The organism is Mucilaginibacter mallensis (assembly GCF_900105165.1).
In the GTDB taxonomy this organism is placed as follows: Bacteria; Bacteroidota; Bacteroidia; order Sphingobacteriales; family Sphingobacteriaceae; genus Mucilaginibacter; species Mucilaginibacter mallensis.
Genome location: NZ_LT629740.1, coordinates 1,201,227 through 1,219,864, shown reverse-complemented (window position 1 = coordinate 1,219,864; position 18,638 = coordinate 1,201,227). Strand labels below are relative to the sequence as shown.

At 41.1% G+C, this 18,638-nt stretch carries 9 protein-coding genes; 3 read left to right on the top strand and 6 right to left on the bottom strand.

Annotated features, from left to right (window positions below):
- On the top strand, positions 1–420 hold the full coding sequence (locus tag BLU33_RS04955; RefSeq protein WP_172829214.1) for an L-rhamnose mutarotase: 420 nt from the start codon (positions 1–3) through the stop codon (positions 418–420).
- Between the two features lie 559 nt (positions 421–979).
- On the opposite strand, the gene BLU33_RS04945 is transcribed toward BLU33_RS04955, so the two are convergent.
- The 5 genes from BLU33_RS04945 to BLU33_RS04925 all read right to left on the bottom strand — a co-directional run bounded on the left by BLU33_RS04945 (position 980) and on the right by BLU33_RS04925 (position 12,995).
- Positions 980–2,326, bottom strand: coding sequence for a sugar porter family MFS transporter (locus tag BLU33_RS04945; protein WP_091369919.1), 1,347 nt, complete (start codon positions 2,324–2,326; stop codon positions 980–982).
- Positions 2,327–2,579: 253 nt separating this feature from the next.
- Positions 2,580–5,267, bottom strand: coding sequence for a glycoside hydrolase family 38 N-terminal domain-containing protein (locus BLU33_RS04940; protein WP_091369917.1), 2,688 nt, complete (start codon positions 5,265–5,267; stop codon positions 2,580–2,582).
- Between the two features lie 91 nt (positions 5,268–5,358).
- Positions 5,359–8,871, bottom strand: coding sequence for a glycoside hydrolase family 38 N-terminal domain-containing protein (locus tag BLU33_RS04935; RefSeq protein ID WP_091369915.1), 3,513 nt, complete (start codon positions 8,869–8,871; stop codon positions 5,359–5,361).
- Positions 8,872–8,881: 10 nt separating this feature from the next.
- Complete coding sequence (locus BLU33_RS04930; RefSeq protein WP_091369913.1) at positions 8,882–11,050, bottom strand: hypothetical protein; 2,169 nt, start codon at positions 11,048–11,050, stop codon at positions 8,882–8,884.
- 124 nt (positions 11,051–11,174) lie between these two features.
- Positions 11,175–12,995: a class I mannose-6-phosphate isomerase gene (locus BLU33_RS04925; RefSeq protein ID WP_232009397.1), complete on the bottom strand. Its 1,821-nt coding sequence runs from the start codon at positions 12,993–12,995 to the stop codon at positions 11,175–11,177.
- A 234-nt stretch (positions 12,996–13,229) separates the two neighbouring features.
- On the opposite strand from BLU33_RS04925, the gene BLU33_RS04920 reads away from it, so the two are divergent.
- On the top strand, positions 13,230–13,958 hold the full coding sequence (locus BLU33_RS04920) for a GntR family transcriptional regulator (protein ID WP_091369912.1): 729 nt from the start codon (positions 13,230–13,232) through the stop codon (positions 13,956–13,958).
- 275 nt (positions 13,959–14,233) lie between these two features.
- Positions 14,234–15,439, top strand: a complete 1,206-nt coding sequence (locus BLU33_RS04915) for an amylo-alpha-1,6-glucosidase (protein WP_197684562.1) — start codon at positions 14,234–14,236, stop codon at positions 15,437–15,439.
- 156 nt (positions 15,440–15,595) lie between these two features.
- Here the strand turns inward: BLU33_RS04915 and BLU33_RS04910 are convergent, their stop codons facing one another.
- Positions 15,596–18,571, bottom strand: a complete 2,976-nt coding sequence (locus BLU33_RS04910) for a glycoside hydrolase family 38 N-terminal domain-containing protein (protein WP_197684561.1) — start codon at positions 18,569–18,571, stop codon at positions 15,596–15,598.
- Between the last annotated feature and the right edge of the window lie 67 nt (positions 18,572–18,638).

The window sequence follows — 18,638 nt, the reverse complement described above, 5'->3', positions numbered from 1 at the left end:
ATGAAAAAGTATATTATTATCACGTTATTACTAACAAGTGTCCTGTTTGCTTCAGCACAACAAAACAATAAAGCATTACATATACAGCGCTTTGGCTCTGTAACAGGATTGGAGCCCGAAAAATTAGCCTATTACCAAAAGCTGCATGCCAATGTCTGGCCAGCTGTATTGAAAAGAATAAAAGATTGCCATATCCAAAACTATTCTATATACCTGCAAAAAATACAGGATAAATACTACCTTTTTAGCTATTTTGAATATGTGGGGTCTGATTTTGCAGGCGATATGAAGAAAATGGCAGACGATCCGATTACGCAGCGCTGGTGGAAAGAAACCGATCCTTGCCAACAACCCTTGCCAGAAGCTGCTGCGCAAAAAAAAATATGGACCAATATGAAAGAGGTATTCCACCAGGATTAAAATTTTTAAATGGTCACGCCTTACGGAATATCCAATCATAACCCTGGTTGCGTCATATCACACGGCATTGGGTAACGGCATCTTTTTGAAACCTAAAACAAAAGGCATGAAAAGCGTCTTAACTCGCTCCTTTAACTGAAGGTCATTTCTCTATTGAATGTACTGCTTAATTAACATTGCCTTCGTAACTTTCGCAATAGGACTCCCAATCAGGATAGCCGCAAAAACTTGATAATGTGTTCAGCGTATAAAGCGAGGGCTCAAATTTCGCCGGAGCAAATCCATATAAACGTTGAAGGGTTAATTCGTTAAGGCAATGTTGCGTTTTAACATTGATCATTCCCTTTAACATCTTACAGTCCTCAGCAGTTACAAGAGAAAGCCCGGCTGATGAGGTCACCAGTTTAAGAAGCGATGGGAGTCCAGTTAAGGAGGAATTGGTCATCGGCTAAAATTTGTGTATACGATTCGTTTAAGACTTAAAATTAACTTACTTAAAATAAATTCTAAATTAGTCACAAGGCCCCGGCATGGCTACACTTAATCACGAAATCGGTACTTACCTCTTTGACCAATATTGTTCTATTTCTTCCAGCGTTTTCCCTTTTGTTTCAGGGACAATTTTCCAAATAAACAAAAATGAAAAAACCGAAAAGCCTGTAAATAGCCAGAAGGTATAAGCACCACCTAATAGTTTTAAGAAGGCAGGAAAAACCAAAGAAACTGCAAAAGTTGAAAGCCAAAGAGTAAGTATAGCCAGGGAAATAGCTTTTGCCCGCACGCGGGTAGGGAATATTTCCGCTATCACAACGAATGTCAAAGGCCCAAGAGATATTCCGAAAAAAGAAATATAACCCAAAATTGATAACATTACCCAGTAACCTTTTGTCATATCCATATAAAAGAAGGCGCCAATTAACGCAAGAAAGACTGCCATCCCTGCTGAACCGATCATCAGCATTAGCTTTCTCCCCAACTTATCTACATACAGAATCGCAACGACAGTTGCAACAATATTGACAATACCGATCACAATTGTTTGTAACAAGGCTGATTTAACACCATCGCCGGTTGCCTTAAATATTTCAGGCGCATAATACATAATGGCATTAATTCCAGTAATCTGTGAAAAAAAAGCAAGAACAATACCGATGAAAGTCACTGTGCGTAAACTTGGTTTCCACAGATCAGAGAACGAACCTGTTTCACCATGTACAGATATTTTGATCGCTTCCAACTCTGCGGCTGCCTCCTCTGGCCTGTTCAGTTTATTTAAAATAACCGCTGCTTCACTCCAACGTGATTTTTGAGCGAGCCAACGAGGGCTTTCTGGCACAAAAAGTAACAGTAAAATAAAAATAATTGAAGGGATAATCCCGGACCCGAACATATAGCGCCACCCAATATCAATTGTCCATAATTCATTATTTAAGGATGCGATATAGGCATTTACAAAAAAGATCATTAAAATACCCGTCACAATCCCTAACTGGTTAATAGAAATAAGACGTCCCCTTATTGCAGCAGGGGCAATTTCAGAAATATACATCGATACAACCATCGAAGCAATACCAATTCCAAGGCCTCCGATCAATCTAAAAAAAACGAAATAATACAAGTCCAGGGGGATAATTATACCAAGTGAAGAAATGGCAAAAAGTATCCCTGAGATTATCAATACTTTTTTTCTCCCGATCCAATCCGACATAATCCCACCCACAAAAGCACCTATAACGCAACCGACCAACGCACAAGAAGCGATCCAGCCCATCATACCTGGCGATAATTGATATTTTTGCTGGATAAATCCGATTGCCCCGGCAATAACAGCTGTATCATAGCCAAACAGCAAGCCGCCTATAGCTGCCACAAAAGTACACCGGTATACATAATTTGAGTGTTTCATATTTACATAAGTTTTATATGTGCGAACAAGCAATTTTTCCTTTTTCGAAATCACAGGAATTGCCTTAATTACTTAAAGATCTACCGGTCGCATTAAAAAAATAAAGGTTTGTTATTTACAAAATGCAGCAACTACAGGACATCAAAAGATGACATCTCCCTGGTAACATCGTCATATTGTTTATAATTGTTGATACATATTTATATGTTGAAATTCACATTTTAAAAAATTATTTTTCAAGTTCTATTTTCAGCTACTTACCGGTATCCAAAACAAAGCTTGCCGGAGCATACGCTTTCAGCGGGAAGATCAATTTTCCTGAAATGATTTTCATTGGCTTTCCCATTACTTCGCCCCGTAGGTTTACAGGAGTTGCTTGAACATAAGTTGAGCCTTTGGGCAATGTAATTGTAACATTACCCGAAATGCCACCTTGCTCCCATAAGCGTAAAATAGTTCCCTTACCGTCAGGGTTTTCACCAAAAGCAGTAACCAGTACCCCGGTTTCCGATAGGGATAAGCCCCTATTTGTTGCTGGCAATTGCCCGGCTGCACCTTCTGCTGTCCCGGTTAATAAAGGCACACGGGCTTCCCATGATTTTTCAATCAGGTTGGGGGCTGTTGGCGTATTTTTATCAATAGGCCATATCCTAACCCTCTCGCTCCATGATCCGTCCTGCCATAATGGGAAATTCGTGTTCCACATATTGTTATAGATATTTACAAATACTGAGGGTATAGTAGGTGTGTGCTCCAATGAAAACTTCCATAAGCCTGGTTCACCCAAGCCAATCAAAGGAGAATCCATTGGCGATAGCCCCATTCCGGATTGATCTGCCTGCGTTATGGAAACACCAGAATTTACCGCCATCAAATACCTGTTACTACCCGAAATAATATCTGTTGCAGGATTTATCGGGCCGCCCAAACGGCCAACTGTAAAATGCGGATCATTAACTGAAAAAGGGAAGCAAAGCCACCCGCCTTCCGGTTGTTTGTCGGCTGTTTTAGTATCTACAAACCATTCCACATCAACATAAGCAGCGTTTCGCGGGAAGGTAAATGTTAACGTATATTTCTTTGCAAAACCCTCTGTTGCAAGCGAGGTCAGGGTAGCGACATCAGCAATCGGTGAATGTGAAACGGAGATTGCCCATTCTTTTGGGGTAAATGCCAGATAGGGTGCCTTTTCTGCATTCATCATTCCGGGTTTTCCCAAATCATTCAGCCCCCAGCCCTCTTTTATCCGGCTATAGGCATTCCACCATTTGTCCACTTCATTAGTGCTGAACCGCTCATGCAAAAACTGGCCGACAACATATTTGGAGGATCTGTCAACTAATTCACGACCAGTTGTTTTTTCTGTTAATGAGGCTATTCCGCCCCGGTTTAAATCAAAAACCACTTTAAAATAAGGGGTGCTGAATACCGGTTGCTCATCATTGGTAATGGCCGGTTCTTTGATATCATTTTGAGAATAGGTAACATAACCTGATGGCGCAATTTCTTTAACATAGATCGACTTGCCTTTTTCCCATGGATTTTCTACTATCCCTGATCTTTTCCATGGCAGCGGGTTATAAACTACCAAACGCTTCCCCGCTACATTTACAGACTTTGCCAATAAATCCAGATGAGTTTTTAATGCTGTACTTACAATATCATTTGTATTGCGAATGTATTGGCGTTTTACGTCATAAGAATGCAGCCATTTTCTTTTGCTTCCTTCGTTGGTGTTGATAGCGTCGCTATTTTTAAGTTTTGAATAATCGCCATTTTCTGGAACAGGCTCTGCTTCAGCTTCTGCCGTCCATTTCTTCCAGGCATCACCATAGCTAAAACGCGGGCCGTATTCGGCATTCATGCCCCAGGTATGTTCTGCATATAAAAGGCTTTGCTCATAAGCTTTGGCCAGTTGTGCCGAAACAGATCCGGCAGGTATACCCCAAATTCCCATCTGCGTGTTTAATCCATCAAGCGCTGATTCTAACGGGCGGATATTGCGTGCTATTTTTGTTTCCTGGGGGTTTGAAAGCAAACCATGAATCCAGGTATCAGGCATATCGCCTTTAATAGTTGGCAAAGCAGGCTTTTCCGCAAATATTGCTTTTGCAAAATCATCGAGGATTCCAAAATGCACCTTTACACCGGGCAAATCTTTCGCGATTTCTGCCAGTAAGGCTTCAATTTCTTTTTTATTCGGCGGGCCATGGTTGTCGCCAGTCATAATCATGGCCAGGTAGTTTTTGCATGGCCAGTTTGATGGGGGTTTTATATCTGAACCGTAAAGTGGTGTATATTGGCACAAGATTTTCGAACCATCGGCACCTTCCCACCAAAAAATCGGAGGAACGCGAGGATACTGGCTTGCCGGATTACAACCCAGCTGCAAAAACTTTATCCCTGCATTATTTAATAGCGTTGGCAGAACCCAGGAATGACTTGGCACATCGGTCATTTTAGCACTTATTGTTAAGGGCAGCCCATACATGCGGGAAATATTTGATGAGTAATCCAGTCCGCGGACCAGATCTTCATAATCCAGTGACTCCGTATGCATCGTAAATGGCAGCCCATGCGCCACTATTGATCCATCTCTTATCGCCTTCTCTATCCTTGCTTTACGTTCAGGGGTTTGTAAGGGCCCTAATATTTGAGCATAAAGCGGCCACCCCGGTACTGTCCATACAAAATGTTCGTCCTTGGGTAATGTGGCGTTTTCATTGATAACACTTAATGCATTATCCATCATCTCGCCCCTATACCGTGCAAATACATTCTCGGGCAAGTCGGTAAAACCCAGGTCAAAATGTGTTTTAAATACCACCCATATATCCGTTACCTTTGAAACACCAGCGCTATTTGCTTTCTGTTGCTGTGCATATGCTTTTGTTGCTAATATTAGAGCAACAAAAAATAAGATTTTGATTTTCTTTATCATAAAAAGTTTAGTTGTTAAATATCTTTTTTGTCCGCTTTCTTATAATAGAGTGGAGTAACTCTCTGCCATTCACTGGCGAACTAAATTCTTTCTATTCTATTATGAGCGATGTAATTCCATGTGGCAACATATTGATTGTATTTCCAACTTCCTTACCTGGTGTTTCATCTGCAATGCATGTCCGTATAGATTTTGGTGTGAAAGAAGGAAATGAAAGATTTACCATTTCTGGTTTTTCCGATAATGATCTCAGGCGGATAATCATTGATTTTCCATCTGCGGCTGTTTTAATGATCGAAATAAAAACGTTCGCATTATCTATTTTCACTAATGTATGGATGATTATTTTTTCTTTAACCGGAGTAGCAATCAGCGGTTGTGATTGTTCAAGCCCAAAACGATTAGCCTTAACTGCATCATAACCATACTGATGGGGTAATATCCTATAGCGGAAATTTAGCTTGCCTCCCTGGGATAAAGGGAAATTTGTATGCCAATGATTATTAAGTGCCCATGAATATATGGTTGAACTTAATGGCAAGTGTTGAATCCATTCGGGTGAATGAAAAGCTCCTCCTATAATATTAGCCGTCATATTTCCACTTTCGAAAGTAGGCGCGTCCAATGAACACCAGGTTATTCCCTTGTCTTCGTTTGATATATCAAGCCAACGCTGGAAACATATCCAATTTCGGTTTGCGGCAGGAAGTTGATCTGCATCTATTTCTACCACACTCCAGGGGACATCGATACGTGTACGCCCATCCGGAATGTTAAATGAAAAACCAAAATGAATCCCTTCCTTTTCAGTTGTCGCTATTTTGTCTACTAAATTGTCGATTTCAATTTCCGGCATATCTGCAATAACACGAACTTCACGGATCAGCTTGTTGCAGCCATCGGCTTTTGAATTTACCTGAATAGAGGCCAGAAGCGGTCCATTCTCCTTAATTACGGTTTGTACTTCTATTGGTCCCGTTGCATTTACCGGTTTCTGAGAAAGGATACTGATGGATGCCGTTGTATTTGCAGCGTATTGTGGGCCACTTGAGGCCGGCTTGCCGTTTCCAAGCAGATACCTGAAACTATTCAGGTTGCAGGCAGCACCGGTATTTACAAATTCAACACCTTTTTTATCTTTTAAACTGGTAATATCTCCGGTAATAGGGTCAATCAAAACTTTAACCAATCCATTGTCCAGCGTATTCCCTTTAGCCATTTTTACATCATGTTTTTCCCCGCTTTCAGTACTCAGGGTATAGTTTTTTGTTCCCAATGCAGGAACATCAACGGCTAAAAACACTAATTCACCTGTACTTAGCCGTTGTGAATTAACCAGTTTATGATTGTCATCCCAAACAGATAAAGCGCCTTCACTTTGATTGCTTGAAAGGGTTACCAACCCACTGCGCACCCACGACAAAGTATTAAAAACACAGATAATATTTGACTTATCGGTTGATACCGGGTTAAGGGTATTGGCAAGAAGCTGAATGCTGCTTTTTTCGGCTGTTTTAAAGAAATTTTGCTTTACCCCCCATATTTCATCCTGCATATCGGCCTGATAAGGATTCATATAACACCATGTATGCTCTGATCCCATGAGTACATTGCGCCATGCTTCATCCATCTCAGCGCGTGGCGCTTTTTCCCATGGATGTAACATTGACCAAAGAATGTCTGTTTGAATTAAGCGTTCTTTGGATTTTCGGTTCATAGATGTCTCTTTAGCAGCTGAGCCCAAACCATCTGTCCAATATTCTGTAAAATCACCTCTGAATGAAGGAATTATGTCCCCATATTTTTTTTCAAATGCCGACATGATATCGGTTGAACTTGCGATAACCAGGTGTGGAAATGCATATTCTTCGTTCCAGCTTTTTACTGCATCGGGCAAGTCGGCATCTATTGGTGTATTATCTGCCATTGCCCATGTCATTGGAAATATGTCGTAGGAATAAGCGCTATCATCTTCTAACTGCTTAAGTTTTCCCCATAAATAACCATCAATGAAGTTTTCACGGGGATGATCTGTTTTAACAATTTGCAATAATTTGTTTGGATCTTTTTGACCAGCCATTAAAGGCCAATATTTAAATCCCTTTTCCCTTGCCCCAGGAGTATAATCGCCGGGTTGAAGAAATAGCACTTTTGAAACGCCATCCTGCCCAATCCACCAAAATGGTTTGAAACTGAATTTGTCGGCTAATCCTATGCGGTCTGATCCGTTGAATGGGGCAAAAATGTATTTTATTCCAAACTGTACAGCCATTGGAACAATCCCCCATGACATACCGGGAACATCCGTTTGGTCGATTGTACTTACAGGGACACCTGTTAATTTTTCCAGACGCTTGGCATCTCCAAAAAACCTGGGGAATTCTTCATCGGCTGTAACACTTGTATTATCATTAATATACCCTGCATCAAGGTGAATATATCCTTTTCTAATAGCATCCAATAATTCTTCCCGCTCAGTAGGTGTCGCATTTTTTAAATAACGCTCCACCGGCCACATTACTTCCGGGTTCCAAACATAACGTGCGCCATCCGGATAGTTTGCCGTTTCCTTTGCCAGCATCATTCCGTTAACAAGATTGCGCTTATGAATAATTTCGACATTGGCCTGGGTGTTTGTATAACCTATATCTACATGCGCATGCGGGTAAATATATACTGTCCATTGTCTTTGCTTAGGTAATACAAAGGATTTTCTTATGCTTTTACCTCCCGATTTTAAGGTAACGAATATTTGGATTTCTTTGTCTATGCCAACTCCGGATGGAAGTGTAAATGTTGTTTTTTCTAACCCATAAATACTGTATGGCACAGCCGTAGTTTCTGTACGTCCATCCGCCATAACTTCTATTACAGATGGCTGATATAAATTATTGCCTGTAAAAGCGAGCATTATTTCTCTACCCGGCTTGCCGTCTTTACAATAGCGGTAGATGCTTGTTGAGGTGCATTCGATACCGGTGGGAAAGGGCAATGCTGACTCATTAACTTCAAGTTCCGATATAAATTTCACTCCACTCAGGCCATAAACATTACCTCCCCAATTGGATATGCCGGCAATAATTACTGCCCTTAACGGTCTTTTTTCATTAATAACAATTTCTGATGCTTTTCCATTCAGGTCTTTAGCATCAGACAATTCGAGTGTAGCTAGCTCAAACCAGTCAATTCCATTGGTTGTTCCATACACTTTTGTTAAGCGAAATCCACGGTTAGTCAAATTCTCCTGATTATGGTTCCATATCAATAGCTTATTAAAAGATTTTTGAGTCGAAAAATCAAATCTCACCCAGGCCTTACATGCAGGCAATCCTTTTGCAGGGATGGTGGCTACAGGATTTTCGGTTGTATGCCACATGGTGAGGGCATTACCATTATTATCATGTATGTTGTTATGAATACCGGAACCATCAGTTAAATGGTTAATACTTTGATCAGGGCCGAAAGTACTCGATGCCGATAAGGTAATTTCGTTTGCAGGAATATCCTTAATTATTTTGAATTTAGTGTTTTGGGCTAAACCATTAAAGCCAATAAGCACAAAAATTAAACTAACTGATATGGTAATAATATTTAATGTTTTCATTTCTAATTATCTAGCGTTCCGAAATTATCTTAACGCCTTTAGGGTCTGCCTTAAGCGTAACTTCCTTACCGTTAAAATGGATATTGTATAACTCTCCTGAAAATGGGCATGACGTTGATGGGTCGGCTAAAATACCCGCACTGCCGGCTTCGGGAGCAAAGCCGAAGAATGTAGTTATCACAACATCGCTAAAGGCCACGCCACTGATACATTCTTTCATACAACCCTGCCTTTCTGCAATGCGCACGGGGGCATCATACCCGGTACGGTTGGGACCATAAAACTCGCGCGCCTGGGCAAAAGGACCTTCACTTGTAACCACTGCTGTACGGCAATAAAACGCATAGGCACCCGCTGGATCGCCCAGGTTCCACATGGTATTTACGGTGAGTGGGATCCAGCCATCATAGGCACCCATCGGGCCATGATCCGGCCGGTCTGAATTCTTCGCTGCAGAATCTTTTAGGCTCATGGCGCGCATCCAATCACGGGTAAGCAATTCGTTCTTGACAAAGGAGACCATCTCTGACTTTTGTGTCGCAGAAAGATCTCTTTTCAAAGCGTTGCCCGTATAAATAAAGTCAACACAGTGGCGTAGTTCTACACGCTTACCATTTAACTGCCAGGCATTCCATACGCCATCACCTGCTTTGTAAAGTGACATCACCTTTGGAAGCAAGGCGGCAGCTTTTGCATCGAGTTCTTTCGCACGCATGCCATCCCCATGTAGAACGTACCACTTCGCGGTCTGCCTCATCATCCAAATATCCTGTGCATTGCAAGAAGCTATACAATTGATATAAGCCGGTGCACATTCAAGCAGGTTGTTATTCTCTCCGTAGTCAGCCAGGCCATCATGCCCCTTGGGTAGCGTTTCCCAGTCGGTAGCAAGCGCATCCAAAGTTTCTAAAACGGTTTTACCGTTTTCCAGTTTTTCATCGAGGAAAGCGCGATCATTTGTCGCGCGTAGGTATTCGTCCGTGGTCTTGAAAATAGTGCATGCGTCGAAGGCGTAACCATTGATGTGATCATAATGGTTTGTATCAAAGCCCTTCACATTCCTTAAATCAAGCGCATATCCGCTGGCTTGTCCGCTCCGGGGGTTTTGCACCAACCAGCGGCGCAAAGTTGCCTTCATACCGACAGGTTCAAGAAGTGCCCATGCGGTTGCCTGCATAGATGCATCCCAATAATATTGTGTGCCATCTTCGCGCTCACCGCTGGTAATGAACGAGCGTTTATGGACCGGAAACTGTGTACGTTCTAAAGCTAACATTGTCCATACGCCGACATAATAGTTGCGCATCAATGCAGGGTCATTACTCTTTAAAGTGGGTAAATGTCCGGAAAAATGCTTATTCCCCGGTATGAATGCATCAGCCCAGCGATTCTCCCAGTTCGTTTTACAATCATCAAAGTATTCGTTGAAGCTGGCAGCCCATTTGGTGACATCTATATTGGTTTGAGCAACTTTTGCCGACACCTCATCACCTGCAGTAAATCCAATACTCATAGTGCCACCCTTAGGGAGCTCCTGTATCCAACGCCAAACAATAGCATCTTTTTCCACCGCCACCGCATCTGGTTTGCGTGCCGGACGTACGATAGAAATCACACCGGGGCGTTGGGTGTCATTAGAAACGCCAATGCCATCAGCCATGAGTTTGCCCGGAACACGGAGAGCAAGGGTGATACGACGCGGTACTATAGTAGTATTGGTTGCCGTGATACGGCACATTACATTTCTTGCCTCATTGATCATTCGTGTATCGGTTTCTACCGATGTGCCATTGCAATACTGATTGCGACGAAGAGCCTTATAAGGAAAGCAGCGCGTTTCCGTTGCTGGATATTCCTGCCCATCTATAGTCAGCGTCGTCATCGGATGCCCTTTCTTCCAGGGATACAGACCTCCGGGATAATAGAAGTAAGAAGTTAGATCACGGTTTACCACGAGCATATGATGGAAGTTATGAACAGCCGGCATATTAGCAACCTGCTCCATCGGAATCCAGTCGCCCGCCAGATCATCAAGCGTAGGAATCCCTAATATTGCGGCACGCTTTGAAGCAGAATCTGCACTGACTGTATTAGGCAGATTTTGGAAAGCGAAGCCCGAAAGTGAGCTAAGAACACAAAATACAAGAATAAAATAAGCCGTATAAATTTGTTTTTTCATTTTCTATGTTTAACCATTGGTTTACTATTAGCCAATTTCCGTTTCAAAAAGCATCCCGGCAATACCGGGATTACTTATCAATGATCGAGGTATGGACTATGATTATATTTTTAGTCATCTTATTTTACTTTAAAAATGCTTTGATAACTTTTGCCTGTTCCTTACCCAGGTTAATCAACTTATAACTTTTTGCAGCAGCTGGAATAACAAAGGTTTCAGCATAGGCAAAAGCCTGTTTTGTTCCATCGGCTGTTTCCACAAAAACGGACTCCCCTTCAACCAGCATCATCACATGGCAGTCATTATTGGTCTCTATGCTTATTTCTTTGTCGAATTCAATTCTATGTACATCATAAAAATGTTCCGGATGTGTTGGCAGGTGAACCAACTGCCAATTTTCGCCAGCCTCAATAACATAGGGTTTTGAAATAAGCTCCCCGAGTACCTGGCTCCCTTTTCGTTCAAAATTGAGGTTGTTAAATGCGTGGTCGATATTGATTGGCCGGGGGTTGCCATCCATATCCAGCCTAAGCCAATCATACATTTTAAAGGTAAATATGTACGGGGTGGCGCTTATTTCAAGCACCATATTATTTGCCCCCGCACTATGAATAGTTCCGTTTGGGATTAAAAACAGGTCGTGTTTTTTAGCCGGAAGCGACTGCACAAAGTCAGTAATGTTTATTTCGACATTTTTATTCTGACTTTCTATTAAGGCATTCTTAAATAAAGCTGCATCAATATCCTCCTGAAAGCCAAGAAATACCTGGGCATCCTCCTTACAATCAAGAATGTAATAAGTCTCGTCTTGTGTAATATTTTCGCCAAAAACTTCCTGAATATATTTCAGGCGAGGATGACACTGTATAGATAAATTAGCGCCATCATAAGTATCCAGAAAATCAAACCTTATCGGAAATTCGTCGCCAAATTGCGCGGCATGTTTGCCAAGCACCTGATCCTTATTATGGAACATTAAAAAGTCGAAGGATACTTCCAGCAAATAGCCATCGCTTTCAAATACCAATCCATTCTCAGGAACTATTAGTTCAAATGACCATGCGTAATTTTCGACATCTTCATTTACCTTAGGGATATGTTGCTTTATCCACTGCCCTCCCCATACTCCGGGTTCAAACCATGGCCTTACACGGATAATAGAACTACCAAGCTTATTTAAACCCTTAATAAAATCCGATCTAAACATCCAGTTTATATCATCAATCCATTGCCCATCAGCTATAACAGTAATTTTATCGAGGATTGCTTTTTTATGCTGGTTTAATAAAACCCAATCCACAAAATAAAACCTCTTATACATCAAAAAAGGTTCACATAACTCGTTGCAACCCAAATTGGTGATCGAGCCAGCCCGCATCCGGTATTGTAATTCATTTTTTGGCAGATCGATATAGATTATCGGGGCATTCCAGTTTATCAATGCTGCACCTGTACCCACTACTATATTAATATCAAACGCTTTATCAGGGGATTGGGCACCAAACTCATCCTGATAAAAATCTTTAAGCGTCAATAAACATTTTGTCCCCCAAACTGATTCCCGTTCACCTAAAAAGGGGCTTACCATGGCATCAATTTCAGCTACCGGTTTTAAATAGGCTGCGGTTTCAATCCAATTGATTGTTAATCCAGCGTTTGTAATTTGCTGATCTATCGCCGACTTAATCTCATCCCAAAAAACTTCCCCATAACCATCAATAACAATCGTTTTTTGTTTAATAATCCATTGGACTAATGAGGTATAACCATTAAAGATTTTTTTACTGCCAAGTGAACAAACCGGGTAAATATTATAAGCCATTTCCGTATCATCTTGATTTAAAATGACAGGCATCAGCGTTTGTGACGACTTGCGAAGAGGCACTCCTTTGGACATGTGATTATTGCCTTGATCAGTAGTGTTATTTGAATTCATTTTATCCATAGTAATGTATGTACATATTATAATAAACAAAAACAATCCTTATATGAAGGAACATTATTCACAATAAGGTGGTTTGTTTTAGATTTTATAATTATGTACAAACATATAAACATTTATAATTAATGCAAATTATTATGAAAAAATTTTCTTTTACACAGGTATAACTGATTACGCTATTTTATGTACAAACAAACGCCCAATTTTTGCTTATAATTGTATATTCTTACCCAAAAAATGAAATACTCAATCGATCACAAAAGCCCGGTTCCACTGCATGTACAGGCAGAAATGCTTTTAAGAAAAATAATTGAAGATGAAGAATATCAAAATGGAAAGACCATTCCAAATGAGGTTGAATTAGCCAAACAATTAGCCATATCGCGCACCACATTAAGGCAGGCCATTAACAAATTAGTATTTGAAGGGCTTTTGGTCCGTAAAAAAAGGTTCGGGACCAAGGTTGCTAACGGAGCAGTTAGTTCCCGATCAAATAACTGGCTAAGCTTTTCACAGGAAATGAAATTGAGAGGTGTTACTATAAAGAATTTCGAACTTCATGTAACCTGGGTGTACCCTGACGAAACCCTTGCAAATTTCTTTGAAATAAAAACAGATCGCAAAATATTGAAGATGGAACGGGTAAGGGGGAAACCTAATGAGCCATTCGTTTACTTCGTTTCTTATTTTCATCCACGTGTGGGCCTAACAGGTGATGAAGATTTTAAAAGACCGCTGTACGAAATACTGGAAAACGACCACTCCATAATTGCTACCTTATCTAAGGAAGAAATAACTGCTATAGCCGCAGATGAATTTATTGCCAATAAGCTTAAGATGGAGGTTGGCAGCCCCGTTCTCTTCAGAAAACGGTTGGTCTTCGATCAGGCAGACCGGCAAATTGAATACAACCTTGGATATTACAAGGGCGATAGTTTTGTATATACCGTAGAAAGTTCAAGATAAGAAAATTAGATTCTTCGATATCGGTTATTTTTGTGGATTTGTTAGCCTATGATTATGTATTCAATAAATGGATCTGCAATTGCAGCTATTAGAGAAAGTGTTTTTCATAGGTACCTGATTCCATTTATAAAGTAAATATCAGGGATAAATAGAAGATCATTTTATAACATATTTCTTTATAAATATTGAAAAATATCATTGTAACTACAGCCTTAATAATTAGCATTTCTATCACAGGATTCGCTCAACAAGGGCATAAGTTGGCTGCGCAAATTATGGCAGATAAACAGCTGGACACTGTTTACACAAAAGCTACAGCTCTTTTAAGTAAAGGCTTTAATGCTGGTGATGGTTATCCCCAGGTTTGGATACGTGATTTTAATACTTTTATTGAAACTTCATGCAAAGTTTATAGCCGTGACAGCATCAGAACCAATTTACTTACCTTTATCCGACTTCAACAGCCCAACGGTGAAATTGTAGATGGCTATGTATTAAAAGGTCACGTAACCTGGAACGATCCTAATATTTACACTTCTCCAAATGACAAATCCCATGTGGGGTTTAAGAATACAGTAGAAACAGATCAGGAAACATCACTAATACAGGCAATTGCCAAATACATCCGCGTAACCGGCGACAAATCAATTTTGCAGGAAACGATTGCGGGGAAAACTGCATTACAACACCTGGAGATATCCATTTCCTATTTACTAAAGAACCGTTACTCAAAAAAGTACCATCTTTTAACCGGTGCTACAACACAAGATTGGGGAGACGTACAGATTGAAGGCGGTGCGGTAGTTGATGTTGATGAAAATACCCATTGGGCTATTGATATATATGATAATGCCATGTTTGTTATAGCGCTCAATGATATGGCTGGTTTTTATAAAACCGGAACAGAGCGGCAGAAGTGGCTACAGCTAAAAACGACCACTATCAGCTCGATCAGAAAACATCTTTGGGATGCAAAAAAACATAAATTTATTCCGCATTTGTATCTTGATAAATCACCTTTCCCGGCGAGTTTTGATGAAAACAAAATCTACTTTCATGGGGGAACAGCTGTTGCTATTGAAGCAGGCATTTTGTCAAAAAATGAAATCAGACTTGTTAATCAGGACATGCTTCGGAATGTTAAACTATCCGGCGCTCCTTCCATTGGCTTAACACTTTACCCCATCTACCCGGAAGGTATTTATAAAAACTCATCTTCATCAAAACCTTTTATATACCAAAATGGCGGAGACTGGACCTGGTTTGGTGCAAGAATGATTCAGCAGCTTATACGTTATGGCTTTGTTAAAGAAGCTTATGAAGAATTACAACCCATGATCAACAGAACAATTAAAGATAATGGTTTTTATGAATGGTATGGCGTTGATGGTAAACCGAACGGTTCGGCAGCGTTCAAAGGCTCGGCCGGGGTATTGGCAAAAGCTATAGACCAATTGAAAGAGTGGGCAAAAAATAATTAATTACCGCTCAGGTAAGCAATCCGGCAACCACAATTTATATGGATAATGTGGTCAAAAATAGTTACCAATCATTTTTGACCACATTACCCAAAACCATAGCAGAGATGGTGTATTAACGTGCTTATAGCAGTTTGTCTGATTTTACAAAATCATAAATTATAGTTCTACCCGTAGTGTAACAAAGCCGTATGGCAATACAGTTACATTCCCGTTAATTTCATCTCCCGCTTTCTCTTCTACCTTACAAATATGTACTGATTTTGGCGCGCCGCCCGGGAAGCTTAGTTTCACATTTTCCGGTTTATCAGATAAAGAACGAAGACGGACAATAATATCTTTACCGTCAGCCAAAGATTTCATTATCGTCAAATATACTTTCTCGTTATCAATGGCAATAAATGGTTTAACTTTGGGATCATTATTTGTGGCCACATGGGCTAATGGTTGTGCTTGTTCCATCCCAAAATGATTGGCAGCAACCGCATCATAGGCTCCATGCGGAAGTATACTATACCGGAATGTTACCGGCCCGTCTTGCGTCAATGGGAAATTTGTATACCAGTGATTATTCATCGCCCATGAATAAATAGTTGAGCTTGGCTCCAACTTGCTGATCCATGGCCCTTTGGCACCAAAACTAAGTGAAATATTTGCAGACATGCTGCCGTATTCAAAAACCGGGGCATCAAGCGAACACCATGTAACCCCTTGTTTATCGTTAGAAACATCAAGCCATCGCTGCATGGCGATCCAATTTCTGTTACCTTGCGGCCACTGATCTTTTTCCACTTCCATTATCCCCCACGGAATATCAACACGTGCTTTACTTTGCGGCACATTGAACCCAAACCCGAAGTGGATACCATCTTTGGCTAATAAAGGAAGTTTGTCAACAGTATTTGCAATCTCAACAGATGGCTGCCCGGCAACGAGCCGAACACTTCTGTTTATAGAACGACAACCTTCCCCCTTGGATTTTACATTAAGTTCCACTACCAATGGCCCTGATTCAACTTGAGAAATAACAATGTCACTATCAGCCTTTGGGTGATATACATTGGCAGGGATCCAGCGAAATGCGTTTAGTCCTCCGTTTACATTTATATCGGCCAAATTATTACCGGTTGAAAGACATACAAGCTGAGTAATATCGCCAGACCTGGGATTAATTTCCACACGAACCTGACTATTTTCCATCACCGTCTGGTTTACTTTGCAATCGCCAGTCAATGTGCACCTTCCGGGAACAACCCGGTAATGACGTGACCCAAGAGCCGGTACATCAGATGCCATAAAGACCAACTCGCCTGTTGACAGGCGCTGAGCTAAAACCTCGTTGCCTTGTTCATCAATAACACGGTCGCCTTTAGTGCTTTCAGCGGGGCTAAGCGTTACCAGCCCACCATGTTTCCATGAATGATTGTTAAAAACAGCGATTCCACCTTTGGCGGGGCCATCCTCAGGACCTAAAGCTCCTTCTGATTTCCCGGTTGCCGGAGCCAGCGCTTCATCAAACATTTCCTGTGAACGGTCGTTAGCTTCCTGAAAGTAATGTTGTTTTCCTTTCCAGATAGCGTTAAAAAAATAAGGCTCGGACGGGTTTTCACTGCCCCATGTATGTTCAGAACCCAGAGAAATATAGCGCCATGCTTCATCAAAATCATTGCGGGGGGCAGGTTTACCGGGGCGAAGCATCGACCAGAGTGTTTCTGCCTGAAGCAGGCGCTCTTTTGCATTGCGGTTTAGCGCTGTATACCGGGCAGCAGAGCCCAGGCCATCGGTCCAATATTCGGTATAATCGCCTTTAACAACAGGCAGTTTATCGCCATATTTTTTCTCAATCATTTCCATGATCTCATGCCCGCCTGAAATAATGATATGAGGGTAGGCATATTCTTTGTTCCATGCTTTTACAGCGTCAGGAATATCTGCATCTATCGGTGAATTATCCCATAAACTCCATGACAGTACAATAAAATCAAAAGGATAATCGGCTTTCTCCATACTGGTTACATTACTTACGAAATTCACATTGGCGCTTCCGGTCCGGATAACTGTGGGCATTTTGTCCGGGTTACGCTGGCCAAACCATGGTCGACCGGTTTTTCCTCCTTTGTCAAAACTGCCACTATTCCCGTACCCGCCAGGCTGAAGAAAAAGTATTTTTGATTTACCATCGGGTCCCACCCACCAAAATGGGCGCTGATCAATATCTTTATGGGCAAAGCCGGACCTATCGGGGTTCGGCCATGCCATAATATAGCGTACACCTTCCTGGGCCAACACTGGCACCAGCCCCCACGACATACCCGGAACGTCCATTTGTTGAAAGACGTCTATCGGCTTACCTGTTAGTTCTTGCAATTTGCGACTAAAACTAAATGCATGAAAGAGTTCTTCATCAGAACACACACTCGTATTCAAGTTTAAATAACTCGCATCAGCACACAAATAGCCATCCTTAATGGCCTTTAAAACGCCTTCCCATTGTCCGGGCATTGTTTTCGATAAGCGCTCCAACGGCCATGTTATTTCCGGATTCCAACGAAAACGGGCTCCTTCAGGAAAATCTTTAGTCTCTTCGGCCAACTTAATCCCTTCAAGTATATTCGTTTTATGAAGAAGTTCAACTTGCTTCTGGATGTTAGTATAACCTATATCTACATGTGAATGATTGTATAAATAAACATTCCAATGCCGCATTGGTGGAATCAATACTGTTTTTATTAATTTTTCATTCCCCTGGCGCAGCGTGACACGAACTTTTGATGCCTTATCCACACCAATATCTGTTGGTAACAGCACACTGCAATGGGTGTACCCCTCTTTTTGGGCTACCAGATTAGTGATCTCTTTCTTATCCGAAACACGTACTTCTATTTGTGCATTATTATAGAGTTTTCCGTTTTTAAAGTCGATGGTGACTTCTCTGCCTGGTTTACCGTCTTTACGATAGCGATAGAAAGGTTGTACCGTACAAACCATATCACCAGGAAAGATGGTGTCATTTGTTGATAGCTGCCTGGGAACAACAGATTTTCGATTGCCAACAATTTTCATGGCATTGGCATAACAAAATAAACCCGGGGGGAAAAGCAAGATCATAACAACTATGTACTTTATTTTCTTCATGTTTTAGGTTTCTATTTTTATTCAACGATTAAATTTCAATAAGTGGTCTTTTCAAGTACGGGTTAAA

Excerpts from the sequence above, each read along its gene's own strand:
- BLU33_RS04955 (WP_172829214.1), top strand. The coding sequence starts at position 1 with ATGAAAAAGTATATTATTATCACGTTATTACTAACAAGTGTCCTGTTT.
- BLU33_RS04945 (WP_091369919.1), bottom strand. The coding sequence starts at position 2,326 with ATGAAACACTCAAATTATGTATACCGGTGTACTTTTGTGGCAGCTATA.
- BLU33_RS04940 (WP_091369917.1), bottom strand. The coding sequence starts at position 5,267 with ATGATAAAGAAAATCAAAATCTTATTTTTTGTTGCTCTAATATTAGCA.
- BLU33_RS04935 (WP_091369915.1), bottom strand. The coding sequence starts at position 8,871 with ATGAAAACATTAAATATTATTACCATATCAGTTAGTTTAATTTTTGTG.
- BLU33_RS04930 (WP_091369913.1), bottom strand. The coding sequence starts at position 11,050 with ATGAAAAAACAAATTTATACGGCTTATTTTATTCTTGTATTTTGTGTT.
- BLU33_RS04925 (WP_232009397.1), bottom strand. The coding sequence starts at position 12,995 with ATGGATAAAATGAATTCAAATAACACTACTGATCAAGGCAATAATCAC.
- BLU33_RS04920 (WP_091369912.1), top strand. The coding sequence starts at position 13,230 with ATGAAATACTCAATCGATCACAAAAGCCCGGTTCCACTGCATGTACAG.
- BLU33_RS04915 (WP_197684562.1), top strand. The coding sequence starts at position 14,234 with ATGGCAGATAAACAGCTGGACACTGTTTACACAAAAGCTACAGCTCTT.
- BLU33_RS04910 (WP_197684561.1), bottom strand. The coding sequence starts at position 18,571 with ATGAAGAAAATAAAGTACATAGTTGTTATGATCTTGCTTTTCCCCCCG.